General features: G+C 59.3%; 16 protein-coding genes. 3 read left to right on the top strand and 13 right to left on the bottom strand.

The genetic code is table 11. From position 1 onward, the window contains the following. Positions 1–7 precede the first annotated feature (7 nt). Positions 8–484 (top strand): class I SAM-dependent methyltransferase, encoded by a 477-nt coding sequence (locus tag ACR0IO_RS14155; RefSeq protein ID WP_155148854.1) that lies wholly within the window; start codon positions 8–10, stop codon positions 482–484. 11 nt (positions 485–495) lie between these two features. Here the strand turns inward: ACR0IO_RS14155 and ACR0IO_RS14160 are convergent, their stop codons facing one another. Next, positions 496–1638, bottom strand: coding sequence for an alpha-D-ribose 1-methylphosphonate 5-triphosphate diphosphatase (locus ACR0IO_RS14160; protein ID WP_480742289.1), 1143 nt, complete (start codon positions 1636–1638; stop codon positions 496–498). A 53-nt stretch (positions 1639–1691) separates the two neighbouring features. Between ACR0IO_RS14160 and ACR0IO_RS14165 the strand changes: the two genes are divergently transcribed. Then, positions 1692–2375, top strand: a complete 684-nt coding sequence (locus ACR0IO_RS14165; protein WP_480742290.1) for a DUF1045 domain-containing protein — start codon at positions 1692–1694, stop codon at positions 2373–2375. Here ACR0IO_RS14165 and phnN read toward each other — a convergent pair. From phnN to phnG, 8 genes are read right to left on the bottom strand one after another with little or no spacing between them, the layout of a single operon-like run. Next, a complete protein-coding gene (gene phnN, locus ACR0IO_RS14170) occupies positions 2357–2905 on the bottom strand; it encodes a phosphonate metabolism protein/1,5-bisphosphokinase (PRPP-forming) PhnN (protein ID WP_480742291.1) in 549 nt (182 codons plus the stop codon). The two genes, ACR0IO_RS14165 and phnN, sit on opposite strands and share 19 nt — an antisense overlap. Continuing rightward, positions 2902–3585, bottom strand: coding sequence for a phosphonate C-P lyase system protein PhnL (gene phnL, locus ACR0IO_RS14175; protein ID WP_480742292.1), 684 nt, complete (start codon positions 3583–3585; stop codon positions 2902–2904). The genes phnN and phnL overlap by 4 nt, the downstream gene beginning before the upstream one ends. An 11-nt stretch (positions 3586–3596) precedes the next feature. Further along, positions 3597–4367: a phosphonate C-P lyase system protein PhnK gene (phnK, locus tag ACR0IO_RS14180; RefSeq protein ID WP_155148845.1), complete on the bottom strand. Its 771-nt coding sequence runs from the start codon at positions 4365–4367 to the stop codon at positions 3597–3599. Further along, complete coding sequence (locus ACR0IO_RS14185) at positions 4364–5224, bottom strand: alpha-D-ribose 1-methylphosphonate 5-phosphate C-P-lyase PhnJ (RefSeq protein ID WP_170334236.1); 861 nt, start codon at positions 5222–5224, stop codon at positions 4364–4366. Before ACR0IO_RS14185 ends, phnK begins: the two co-directional genes overlap by 4 nt. After that, on the bottom strand, positions 5221–5817 hold the full coding sequence (locus tag ACR0IO_RS14190) for an HAD family hydrolase (protein WP_480742293.1): 597 nt from the start codon (positions 5815–5817) through the stop codon (positions 5221–5223). The genes ACR0IO_RS14185 and ACR0IO_RS14190 overlap by 4 nt, the downstream gene beginning before the upstream one ends. Continuing rightward, positions 5814–6905 (bottom strand): carbon-phosphorus lyase complex subunit, encoded by a 1092-nt coding sequence (locus ACR0IO_RS14195; RefSeq protein ID WP_480742294.1) that lies wholly within the window; start codon positions 6903–6905, stop codon positions 5814–5816. Before ACR0IO_RS14195 ends, ACR0IO_RS14190 begins: the two co-directional genes overlap by 4 nt. A gap of 3 nt (positions 6906–6908) precedes the next feature. Further along, the gene (gene phnH, locus ACR0IO_RS14200) at positions 6909–7484 is read right to left on the bottom strand and encodes a phosphonate C-P lyase system protein PhnH (protein ID WP_480742295.1); all 576 of its coding nucleotides are present in this window, start codon (positions 7482–7484) and stop codon (positions 6909–6911) included. Beyond that, positions 7481–7942 (bottom strand): phosphonate C-P lyase system protein PhnG, encoded by a 462-nt coding sequence (gene phnG, locus ACR0IO_RS14205; protein ID WP_480742296.1) that lies wholly within the window; start codon positions 7940–7942, stop codon positions 7481–7483. The genes phnH and phnG overlap by 4 nt, the downstream gene beginning before the upstream one ends. 103 nt (positions 7943–8045) lie before the next feature. On the opposite strand from phnG, the gene phnF reads away from it, so the two are divergent. Further along, positions 8046–8756 carry a phosphonate metabolism transcriptional regulator PhnF gene (phnF, locus tag ACR0IO_RS14210; protein WP_155148831.1) on the top strand — a complete coding sequence of 237 codons (711 nt, stop codon included), beginning with the start codon at positions 8046–8048 and terminating at the stop codon, positions 8754–8756. A 106-nt stretch (positions 8757–8862) separates the two neighbouring features. On the opposite strand, the gene ACR0IO_RS14215 is transcribed toward phnF, so the two are convergent. The 4 genes from ACR0IO_RS14215 to phnD form a co-directional block, all read right to left on the bottom strand. Further along, positions 8863–9480, bottom strand: coding sequence for an LbetaH domain-containing protein (locus tag ACR0IO_RS14215; RefSeq protein ID WP_480742297.1), 618 nt, complete (start codon positions 9478–9480; stop codon positions 8863–8865). A 24-nt stretch (positions 9481–9504) separates the two neighbouring features. After that, positions 9505–10872 (bottom strand): phosphonate ABC transporter, permease protein PhnE, encoded by a 1368-nt coding sequence (gene phnE / locus ACR0IO_RS14220; protein ID WP_480742298.1) that lies wholly within the window; start codon positions 10870–10872, stop codon positions 9505–9507. Further along, positions 10869–11750: a phosphonate ABC transporter, permease protein PhnE gene (phnE, locus tag ACR0IO_RS14225; protein WP_155148826.1), complete on the bottom strand. Its 882-nt coding sequence runs from the start codon at positions 11748–11750 to the stop codon at positions 10869–10871. The genes phnE (ACR0IO_RS14220) and phnE (ACR0IO_RS14225) overlap by 4 nt, the downstream gene beginning before the upstream one ends. A 66-nt stretch (positions 11751–11816) precedes the next feature. Beyond that, the gene (phnD, locus tag ACR0IO_RS14230) at positions 11817–12719 is read right to left on the bottom strand and encodes a phosphonate ABC transporter substrate-binding protein (RefSeq protein WP_480742299.1); all 903 of its coding nucleotides are present in this window, start codon (positions 12717–12719) and stop codon (positions 11817–11819) included. Between the last annotated feature and the right edge of the window lie 5 nt (positions 12720–12724).

The raw sequence follows: 12724 nt of genomic DNA on the forward strand, positions 1-12724 counted from the left end.
GTTCCCGATGAGCCGACTGGATTCCATGCTGCGCCGCCTGACCGCGCAGCGCGATGGTCTGAACTGGGCTGCCGCACAGATCAATGGCGTCGACGGCGATGTTCTGGACATGGGGCTTGGAAATGGCCGCACCTATGATCACCTGCGCGAAATCCTGCCCGGCCGCCGGATCTGGGTGATGGACCGTGTGCTGCAGTGCCACCCCGACAGCACTCCGCCAGCCGAGGATTTTCTGCAGGGCGAGGCTGAACCGATGCTGGAAAAACTGGCACAAAACGGTAGCGGCATTGCAATGGCGCATTACGATTTCGGGCGCGGCATCAAATCCGAAGACGTGGCCGAGGCCGCGCGGCTCAGCCCGATGATTGCCAAGGTGATGTTGCCGGGTGGATTGCTGATCTCTGGCCAGCCTCTGGTAGGCTTCGATCAGATCAAAGGGCCCGAGACCATCGCCCCGGACCGCTATCTGTTCTATCGCACCTGAACGGCCCTTTGTCAGGCGACCCGACGACCTCGGGACCAGACTGCACTCAGCGCCGGAACACCGGCACGCATCCGGAACCGGATCAGATCGGCGCGGGTTCCGGCCCGCAATTCTCCTCGGTCAGTCAACCCAGCGGCCTGTGCAGGGGTAAGCGTGACGGTTTTCATACCCCTTGCCAGATCGCCCCACATCTCACCCAGCATGGCCGCTGAAAGCAGCAGCGCTGACGGAACGTAATCCGAAGACATGATGTCCAGATGGCCAAGCTCGGCCAGCTCTCGCGCCGCCACATTGCCCGAATGCGACCCACCCCGGATGACGTTCGGTGCGCCCATAATCACCTTGATACCGTGATCATGGCAGGCGCGTGCGGCCTCGACCGTGGTCGGGAACTCGGCAAGGCGAATACCGTGCCCTGCCGAGACACGAACCTGATCCTCGGTCGTGTCATCATGGCTGGCCAGCACCGCGCCAAAGCGGCGGGCTGCCTTGACCGTTTCGACCTCGTGCCGGTCACCGTTCCGGTCCCGCAGCCCCTGCAACTGGTCGATATGCTGCTTGAACATATCATCGTCCATGCTGTGCTTGCCCTGTACATAAGCCTTGAGCTTTGAGAGGTCGCGAAACTGCCTCTGCCCAGGTGTATGATCCATCAGAGACACCAGACCGACGCGATCCTCGGGGCCGAACTCGTCCAGCTCATCAACCAGCGTCTCGGAACAAACTTCGGCCCGCAGATGCAGGAAGTGGCTGATCTTCAGCGCATCCTGTTCCCGTAGCTGCCACAGCTCTTCCGACAATCCGCGCGCATATTTCAGATACCGGGCCTGGCCACTGGGGATCGATCCCACACGCATGGCGTCAAACACCGTCGTGATACCCGTGCTTGCCAGTTCGGCATCATGCGCAATGATCGCTGCTGCATGAGGCCAGTCCACTTTCGGGCGTGGCTGAATATGACGTTCCAGATTGTCGGTGTGCAGTTCGACCAGACCGGGACTGATATAGTCCCCCTCACAATCGATCGCGCCCGCAGGAACCGAGTTACCCGTATCGATTTCGGTGATGTTCTCGCCGACAATCCGGACACTGCCGGTTACAGTTTCTTCGGGCAGAACAAGCGTGGCATTGGCAAGGATCAATTCTTCTGTCATCTGAACTTCACGTAGTTTGAACTATTGGGTAGGCCACGCAATAGGAGGCCAATGTGACATTCACGCGATACGCGATCTATTTTGCGCCACCCGCCGATGCGGACTGGACGAAATTCGCAACCAACTGGTTGGGTTGGGACATGGAAACCGGATCCGAGGCGGCGCATCCGGTCGTCGATGGTATCGATGTGGCCTCGGTTACCGAAACTCCGCGCAAATATGGGCTGCATGCCACTATGAAACCGCCCTTCCGCCTGTACCAGGGGCGGTCGGTAACGCAGCTGCAGGATGCTTGCGCGCAACTTGCTGCGTCTTACGCCCCGATCTCGTTGGATGGTTTGGAGATTGCGCGGCTGGGCCGTTTCCTGGCTCTGCGCCCTCACGGCAATACCGGCCAGCTTGGGGAGCTGGCTGCTGCCTGCGTGCGTGACCTCGACCGGTTCCGGGCACCCGCGACCGAGGATGAACTGAACCGCCGTCGGGCTGCGGGTCTGTCCATGGAACAGGATGCCAACCTGACCAACTGGGGCTACCCATATGTTCTGGACTCGTTTCGCTTTCACATCACGCTCAGCGGCAAACTGGACAAGCCCACGCTGAGTAGTGTTCAAGCGGCGCTGGAAACCCGTCTTGGTCCGCTGTTGCCCACTCCGTTTCGGATCAATGATCTGGCACTGATGGGCGAGGCTGATGACGGTCGGTTTCACCTGATCCATCGCTACGCCCTCTCCGGCTGAAGACCGGTCAGGATTTCATTCACCGTGTCATCAAGCGATCCGGAGTTATCGACTTCGATAACCCGGTTCAGACCTTCAGGCAGCGGTGTCCTGGCCCGGCCCAATCGACGCATCTGCTCTGCCGAGCTTTCCCGGCCGCGCGACGAAAGACGCTGCGCCAGAACCTCTGCATCAGCAGTTAGCGAAACCACGATCAGATCACCAAACTCGTCCTGCGCCTGCAGCAATACGGATCGCGACAGATTGACCAGAACGGCCTTTGCCTCTCGCCGCTGTTCCGCAATTTCCTGCGGAATTCCATAACGCAGACCATGTGCAGGCCAGTGCAAAGCAAATGCGCCATCCAGCAACATCTGCTCGAACACATCGACCGAGACCCTCTCGAATTCTTCGCCTTCTTCACCTTCAGGACGCGTGATAACCCGTCGTACCCGCTGAATGCCGTTGGCCCGCGCCTCCAGCGCCTCCATCACGCTGTCCTTGCCGACCCCGGATGGTCCGACAACCGCTATGACAGGCGCCAGCCTCATGCGGCCACCCCCGGCGTGAATTCCGAAACGTTGACCTCGCGATCGCAAATCCGTTCCCGCGCATCGACATCGTGAAAGATCCCGACAATCGCAGCACCGCGTTCCTTTGCCTCTTTGATCAGCGACAGAACGGTTTCCCTGTTCTGTGCGTCCAGGCTGGCCGTGGGTTCATCCAGCAGCATCGCAGGGTATTCATGCGCAAATCCGCGCGCAATGTTCACCCGCTGCTGCTCACCGCCCGAGAATGTTGTCGGGCTGAGGGTCCACAAACGTTCAGGTATGTTGAGCCGCTTCAGCAATTCAGCCGCCTTGTCCAGCGCCGCCTGCTTGTCACAACCCACAGCCAATAAAGGTTCTGCCACGACTTCGAGCGTCGGCACCCGCGGCACGACGCGCAGAAACTGGCTGACATAACCAAGCGTTTCCCGGCGCAGCGCCAGAATCTCGCGTGGCTCGGCTTTGGCCACATCCAGCCCACCTACCAGTACCTGACCAGATGCGGCCAGATAGTTACCATAGATCACCCGCATCAGCGTCGATTTGCCTGCGCCTGACGCACCGGTCAGGGCAACACATTCTCCGGGGGCAACCTTTAGCGAAGCGCCTTCCATCACCGGGATTACCGCACTGCCCTGATTGTGCAGGGTGAAGCTTTTGCTCACGTCCTTGAGTTCAATCATCTTCCTCGCCCTCACACCTGCAGCACGCTGGAGACCAGCAATTGAGTGTAGGCATGCTGTGGATCATCCAGCACCTGATCGGTCAGCCCGGCCTCGACCACGTGGCCATCTTTCATCACCATCAACCGGTCCGCCAAAAGGCGAACCACCGCCAGATCATGGGTTACAATGATGGCGCTCAGCCCCATTTCGCGCACCAGCCCGCGCAGCAGGTCCAGCAAACGCGCCTGAACCGAAACATCCAGCCCACCCGTTGGTTCGTCCATAAACACCAGCCGGGGGCCGGTCACCAGATTGCGCGCAATCTGCAGGCGCTGTTGCATCCCGCCCGAAAACGCTGTTGGCCGTTCATCAACCCGCGCCGCTTCAATCTCGACCCGCCCAAGCCAGTCGATTGCCTTATCGCGGATATCACCATAGTGCCGGTCACCGACGGCCATCAGCCGCTCTCCGATGTTGCCCCCGGCACTGACCGACATGCGCAGACCATCACGCGCATGTTGATGCACGAAAGCCCAGTCCGTTCGGCTCAGCATCCGACGCTCGGGTTCCGACATGGTGACCGTATCCACCAGCCCATCGGCACGGGTGTCAAAAACCACCTGCCCTGCGTCGGGTTCAAGATGCCCGGCCAGACAATTCAGCAGCGTCGACTTACCCGATCCGCTTTCACCGACAATCCCCATCACCTCACCGGGATAGAGATCGAAATCTACATCAGTGCATCCGATCCGCGCGCCATAGCGTTTCTCGATGCCTTTGACCTGCAACAGGGGGGTCATGCCGCGTCCTCCTCGGCCAGTCGGCCCACATGGCCCGCCTCGCGGCGTGACCGGCAATAATCGGTGTCCGAGCAGACAAACATCCGGTTGCCTGCGTCATCCATGATCACCTCGTCCAGATAGCTGTCTTCGGCCCCGCACAGGTCGCAGGGATGATTGGCCTTGGTCGCCTCAAACGGGTAATCCTCGAAGTCAAGGCTCACGACCTTGGTATGCGGGGGTACCGCGTAAATCCGCTGCTCGCGCCCCGCACCAAACAGCTGGATCGCATCCATCTCAAGCTTGGGGTTGTCGAATTTCGGGATCGGCGACGGGTCCATGACATAGCGATCCGAGACTTTCACCGGATAGGCATAAGCGGTCGAGATCGCGCCGTGCTGGCTGATGTCCTCATACAGCTTAACATGCATCAAACCGTATTCTTCGAGGCTGTGCATCTTGCGCGTCTCTGTCTCGCGCGGTTCCAGAAAGCGCAGAGGCTCCGGGATCGGCACCTGATAGACGATGATCTGATCCTCGCGCAGCTTTGCCTCGGGGATACGGTGGCGCGTCTGGATGACCGTTGCCTTCTCGGTCTCTTCCGTGGTCTCAACACCTGCAGTGTTTTCAAAGAACTTACGGATAGAAACGGCGTTGGTCGTATCATCCGCACCCTGATCGATCACCTTGAACGTATCCTCGGGCGTCAGGGTTGCGGCAGAAACCTGCACCCCACCCGTACCCCAGCCATAGGGCATCGGCATCTCGCGGCTGGCGAAAGGCACCTGATATCCGGGCACCGCCAACCCCTTGAGAATGGCACGGCGTATCATTCGTTTGGTTTGTTCATCCAGATAGGCGAAATTATACTCGCTCATAGGAAACCTCTTTCGGTCAACTCAATCTCCAAGGCTCGCGGAGTGGTAAAGTGAATGCCGTCCATGCCGACAGCACGCGCGCCTTCGACATTGTGCAAACCGTCATCAATGAACACGCAGTCCTGAGGCGCGATGCCTGCCCGTTCGCAGAGCAACTCGAAAATCCGCGCGTCGGGCTTCATCACACCCTCCTGCCCCGAAACGACAAGCGTTCCGAAAACATCGCCAAGACGCGGATGAACCTTCAACCCTTCCGGCCAAGTTTCAGCTGACCAGTTGGTGATGGCATGAACCGGAGTTCCCTGCGTCTTAAGCCGCTCCAGCACATCCCATGTACCATGGATCGGGTTTTCAACGGTGCGCGTGTACAGTTCGACGTAAGCGGCAAACAGGGTTTGATCCTGCGGGTCCTCAAGTTCCTGCGCCAGATCGGCAAAGCGTTCGCCGTTGTCTCCGCGGGCATTACGCGTCAGGAAATCCGTGCGCTCGATGAACGCGTGCGCGGCCTCTTCTGAACCCAATGCTTCAACCCAGGCAAGATGCGGCTGCCAGTCAACCAGCACGCCACCGATATCAAAAACGACGGCCTTCATTCCGCTGCCTCCTTCGGCGTGATCCGCTCTTCGGCCTCGCGGCGCAGTTTGCGGACCAGTTCCAGCTCGGATTGGAAATCCACGTAGTGCGGCAGCTTGATATGTTCGAGGAAACCGGTGGCCTGAATATTGTCTGAGTGGCTGAGGACAAATTCCTCATCCTGCGCAGGGGCGCCCAGATTGTCCTCACCCAGCTCTTCCCAGCGCAGGGCGCGATCGACCAGAGCCATCGCGATGGATTTACGTTCCGACTGGCCGAATACCAGCCCATATCCGCGCGTGAATTGCGGCGGTTCGGTCTTGGAGCCCTTGAACTGGTTCACCGTTTCGCATTCGGTCAACTCGATCTCGCCGATCTCAATGGCAAACCCCAGTTCGGGAATATCCATCTCAACAGCTACCTTACCGATCCGCAACTCTCCTACGAAGGCGTGGTTGCGGGCATAGCCACGCTGAGTTGAGTAAGCCATGCCCAGCACAAAGCCCTCATCCCCGCGTGTCAGGGATTGCAGGCGCAGTGGCCGGTTCGACGGAAACTCCATCGGCTCACGCGTCAGGTCTCCCGGTGTTGCGTCGCTGGGCGGCTCGTCCTGAATGATATCCTCACCCTTGAGGAATTCGGTGATATGCGGTGTTGCCTCCTGCCGGGCAGAACCTTCGGGCGCTGCAGCCACCTCTCCGTCAGCGGCCAGTTTGAAATCCAGCAGACGGTGCGTGTAGTCAAAGGTCGGGCCCAGCACCTGCCCGCCTGGCGCATCCTTGAAGGTGGCTGAGATACGGCGATCACACGCCATGTCACCTGTTTCAACCGGATTGGAATAGCCAAATCGCGGCAGTGTCGTGCGGTAGGCCCGGATCAGAAAGATTGCCTCTATCAGATCGCCGCGCGCCTGTTTGATCGCCAGCGCCGCAAGATCAGGATCGAACAGGGACCCCTCAGCCATCACGCGGTTCACGGCAAGGCTCAATTGTTCCCGGATCTGCGCAAGGCTCAGTTCGGTAACATCCGTTGATCCGCGCCGTTCCTCAGCCAGCCAGGCATGGGCGTTTTCGATGGCCTTCTCACCACCTTTGACAGCAACATACATCGCTTAACCCTCCGCCCTGATCTGCGTGCTGCGCGGCAATGCCGCGACTTGCGTTCCGCTGGTGAAAAAAAAGTCGCATCCCAGTGGGTAGAGCGCCGCATTGCCTTGCAGGACAGCGATATCCGGAAGCGAAAGATGCGCCACGTCCCTGATGCCCGGTCCGCTGAGTGCCGCACCCTGCTGTTCGAGCGCATCGCATTCCACGATCAGCGTGGCAGACCGGTCAGGATACTCCGACGTACCGATCCGGTAAGTGTTCAGCGGCATGAGATCATTCCAGCGGCCAACCGCAAAATCGGCCTCAGCTGCCGCAACAATCGGCGCGCCGGTATGGAAGGCCAGCCATTTCCGCACCGCTTGGGTATCAGCCTCCCCGGCAAGATGAACGCGGGTTTCAGGATCACATAGGGTCAACAGCATCGTACCCGCCGCTATGGACAAAGGTGCAGGGGGTTCAGCGCCAGTCAGGTCACGAATCTCTCCAGGTCGCGCCATGACGGTCATTGCCGCACGAAAGGCATGTGAGGCATCAACCGGGGCGTTTCGGAACCCGCCCGAGAATTGGGTTTGTGCGTTCATTGGTCTTCTCCGCGTACCATGGTGAAGAACTCGACTTTGGTGGCTGCTGCCTTGGCCGCACGTGCCGTTTTGGCGGCCTGCATCTGCATCGTCAGCGGATCGATCACTTTTGCCCGGACCATGTCGGCAGACCCGGTCTGCATCAGCGCATCGACCAAAGCTGCCGTCCGGGCCTTATCCCGGGACCTACCCTGAACATAGCCGTGCCCGACCGTACCATCCTTCAGCACCAGTGAGCATCGCGTCACTGTCATCTCACCCAGATTGAACGGGGCACCCGTGCCGCCTGTGCGACCGCGCACCATGACGCCACCGATTTCGGGCGCTCGCAGCCATTCATATGTCGGGTTCAGCTGCAGGCCGTCCCATAGTGCCATCAGGGCATCCTGCGGCGCCCGGGCCAGCACACCCATCCATGCTTGCCGCGCTTCGGCTGATTTATCTGTCTGTTCCACCATCAAAGCCTCTTGGCCAGGTTGTCTATTTTTACTATACAACTAGACAAATATTACACCTGTCGATCTCGAGTCGCAATCTCCTCAGCCGTGAAGTTTTTATGACATGAGCAAAACACCGATCTGGAAAAGCATCGCTCTGACCCTGACCTCGGACATTGCCGAGGGCCGCTACAATACCGGCGACCGCCTGCCGACCGAAGCGCAACTGGCCGCAACCCATGGCGTAAACCGGCATACCGTCAGGCGAGCGCTGTCCGATCTGGCCGAGCGCGGACTGGTCCACGCCCGACGCGGTGCAGGCGTTTTTGTTTCGGCTCGCCCCACCGACTACCCGATTGGCAAACGTGTCAGATACCACAAGAACATCTCGGCCAGCGGCAAGATCCCGGGCAAACGGGTGCTGGCCCTGACAACCCGCGCGTCTGATGAGGCCGAGGCCGAAGCGCTCGGCCTGCAAACAGGTGACCCGGTTCATGTCTATGACGGCTTGTCTCTGGCTGACGGGCAACCTGTGGGTCTGTTTCAGAGCGTCTTTCCGGCAGAGCGTTTTCCCGACCTGCTGGACGCCCTGTCCGAAAATGCATCGGTGACAAAGGCTCTGCAAACCTGCGGGGTGCCGGATTACACCCGTATTTCGACCCGCCTGACCGCGCGATCCGCCAGCGCAACGCAGGCACTGCACCTGCATTTGACCGAAGGCGCCCCCGTGCTGCATTCGCTGGGGGTAAACGCTGATCCTGACGGACAGCCCGTTGAATATGGCAAGACCGTATTCGCGGGTGAGCGCGTGACACTTACCCTAAGCGATGAATAACTGGAGTGCTCCCGCCCGTCTTCAGCCTCCTGACGGAGGCCTCATCCCGTTGGGCCCGGCGCAGCCTATGCCCCTGCGGGCGCGGGAGCCGTCTTGGCTGACTTGATCACGCCTCGTGTTTTTCCAGAAATGCTTCGGCAGACATGGCACGGAAATCTGGCAGGGCAGTACGAAGCCTGCTGTTGTCCCAATCCCACCAGGCCAGTGCCATCATGCGATCTGCAATATCCTCGGGAAAACGACGACGCACCGGTTGTGCAGTCACGCCCGCAACAATCGTGTATGGCGCTACATCCTTGGTGACAATCGCACCAGAGGCGACGACCGCACCATGGCCGATGGTAACCTCGGGCTTGATGATCGCGGCGTGCCCGATCCAGGTATCATGGCCGATAAACGCTGTGCGCCCCGCACGATGGGCAAACCAGTCGGCATCGTCCTTGGCATCGTCCCAATAATCAGCTGACCGATAGTGGAAATGATGCAGCGAGGCTTTCTCCATCGGATGATCGGTCGCCCCGATCCGAGTGAAACTGGCGATGTTCGCAAACTTGCCGATCCGGGCATTGGCGATGTCGCAGGTTCGGTCGCAATAGGAGTAATCGCCGAACTCGGAATTCGCCACGCGGGTACCGGCACCGATCTCGACAAACTCGCCAAAGGTGCTGCCGGCAATCTGGCAATCGGGATGGATGAACGGCTGGTCGGAACGCAGTCGCGCCATGGTCTTTTTGTCCTTATTCTTAGGTCACGGCAATAGGAATGGCTTGCCCTTGCGATCCCGCGGCTTGCGCGTCTTTCCGGTTTCACCCTGGATCAGACGTCGGCGCAGCCAGCCCGAGAACCAATCCATCAGCATCACCATCAGGATGATCAGGACGATGTAATAGGCGACCTCTTCCCAGTCTTTTTGCGTGATGATGGCCTGCGTCAGCAGCAGACCGATCCCACCGCCGGTGATCGCACCGATTACGGTGGCACTGCGGGTGTTGGATTCGAGGAAGTAAAGCAACTGGCTCAACAACACCGGAGTGATCTGCGGGATCACCCCAAAGCGATAGCGCTGTGGCGCGTTCGCTCCGGTGGATTGCACACCTTCGATCTGCTTCTGATCCACATTTTCCAGCGCCTCCGAGAAAATCTTGCCGAATGTGCCGGTATCCGTCACCAGAATGGCCAGTGCCCCTGTCAGCGGACCGGGACCAAAGGCCCGAGCCAGAACAACTGTCCAGATCAGCGCATCCACGCCACGGACAAAATCGAACACCCGGCGCGTGACAAAGCGTACCGACCGCAACGGATTGAAATTGCGCGTCGCCATGAAGGCCAGCGGCAATGCGATCAGGCCAGCCCCAAGGGTTCCCAGAAAGGCCATCAGAATGGTCTCAAAGATCGCCCAGGCCACATCCTGATGCCGCCACATCTTATTGGTCCAGAAGTCATTGAAGATCGCACCGGCTTCACCTGATGCGGCACGCCCCATCAACTCCGAGAAGGATTTTCCGTAATACGGGCTATCCAGCGTGAACCAGAACAGCTCCCAACCGGTGAAATAGCGGAACACTTCTGATCGGTTGCGGGTAACCGTCAGACGGCCCGCATCCGTCGTGATCGCCAAACGGTTCTTGGAGACATTGATCCATTCAGGCACATCCCCTGACGGCAATTCCGCCTGCACGCCAGCGGATCGGCTGGGTGTCGCGCGTACCCTTCCATAACCCGGGATATCGTACTCGACCGTCTCGGGACCAAAGCGCACAACGTGTCCGTCTTCCAGATCGATCACGGTCGTCTCACCTAACGCGACCCAATCCGGTGCGGTCCCCTCGGGATAGGCCCCCTTCCGTTCGCCTTCGATGGCAACCGAGACTTCACCATTGCGGTTGTCGCGCTCGACATGGGTTTTGTAGCTGTAGCTATCCGAAACCAGCGTCTTGCCGTTTTCCCAATTGGCGCGTTCGGCCAGCCCTGGCACGTCAAAGGCAAAGAAGACATAGATCAGGTACAGGACAACCAATCCCGGCAATCCAAAGTTCACGATACGCTTGCGGCTGAACAGGCGGTCGGCCTCGGCCTTGAGGTCATCTATCGACAGGTCGGTGGCAAAGGTACTCATGCCGTAGCTCCTTTTTCCGACCCGTGGGTCAGGCGGTCGCGCAGCAGCCCGGATAGCTGATCCACGATAACGATGGTGACGAAAAGCAGGATGAAGATGGCCGCGGCCTCATCGTAACGCCCCTGCCCCCAGGACATGGCATTACGCAGCTCATAGCCCAGACCACCCGCACCGACGAAGCCCAGAATGGCCGAGGCGCGGATGTTGATCTCGAACCGCAATAGCGCATAGCTGACATAGTTCGGCCCGACCTGCGGGATCACGCCCAGATACATGCGCTGCGACCAGTTGGCCCCGACCGACTGCAACCCTTCAACCGGTTTGAGCGAGGCGTTTTCATTGACCTCTGAGAACAGCTTGCCCAGCGCGCCCGCCGTGTGAATGGCAATGGCGATCATCGCCGGAATCGGGCCACCACCCAGAATGAAGATCAGAACCAGCGCAATCACGATCTCGGGTATGGCGCGGAAGATATCCGAGATCCGGCGGAAGACCGGGATCAGGGATGGCCAAAGCGCCATACCTCGCGTTGACATCAGCGCCAGAAACGTTCCGCCGATCGTCCCGACCAGAGTCGCCGCCGCCGCGATGTTCAGCGTCTCGATCAATGCGGGAAAAAACTCGACAAGGTTCGCCGGCATCGCGCCGATCTTTTCCCAAGCTTCCGACAGCACCTCTGCCGGATAGTCCAGAATGCGATGCCAGCCGTCGGTGAAGCTTCCCGCATTGCGGCTGTCAGCGGTGCGGAATCCCGCAGCCATCAAAGCCACAAACAGGATCAGAAGGATACCACCATAGACCCTCTTGCGTCGCGTCATCGCTGTATATTCGTCGCGGATCTGATCGACGCTTTGGGACCCTGCAGTCAGGTCTGTCATGGAATGCTCCTGAGGGGAAAACGGGGTCCGGTTCAATACCAGACCCCGATCATTGGATAGGCAGGCTTAGTTGGACTTCAGCTTGCGTGCTTCGATGATGATTTCGTAGGCGTCATGCGTGATCGGCTCGAACGCTTTTGCCTCACCCGCGGCAACACCGTAGAAGCATTCGCGGTCTTTCTCATGCAGGCCAGCCATCAGGGCAGTCATCTTTTCTTTGACATCCGCAGGCAGCGCGGTGCGCAGAACTACCGGACCTTCCGGGATCGGCTTGGATTTCCAGATTTCGACCATGTCGTTCATGTCGACCAGACCGGCATCAACAGCGCGGCGCAGGGCGCCCGAGTTGTAGCCGTCTTCCCAGTTGCCCAGACCGTCAGCCCAGGTAACGCCACCGTCAACGTCGCCATTGTTGACCGCAACGATGGTCTGCTCGTGACCGCCGGTGAACTTCACTTCACCAAAGTAGTCGCCTGAATCCATGGTCGCACCAGTGGCCTGCGGGATTTCGATCGACGGGATCAAATAGCCCGAGGTCGAGTTCGGGTCACCAAAACCAAAGGTCTTGCCCTTCATGTCGTCAAGCGAGGCGATGCCGCTGTCCTTGCGTGCGAACCCGATCGAGTAGTAGCCGTAGCCGCCGTCGACATTCACTTTGACCAGAACCGGCTCAACCGCCTCAGGATCGCTCAGATAGGTTTTTGCGTAGCCCGACGCGCCCAACCATGCCATGTCGATGGTGCCGCCCAGCAGACCCTGAATAACGCCGTTATAGTCGGCAGGGGCAAACAGCTTGGTCTCAACGCCCAGCGCTTCTTCGGTGTATTCCCGCAGGCACTCGTTGTTGTTCAGACGGTCCTGAGCGTTTTCGCCGCCCAGAATACCGATGCGGAACTCGCTGATGTCCTGAGCCATTGCAGGTGCGGCCATGGCAGTGGTCGCAACAAGGGCAGCCATTAGTTTTTTCATCTGTC

The sequence above is a fragment of the Ruegeria sp. CE12 genome (assembly GCF_056537525.1).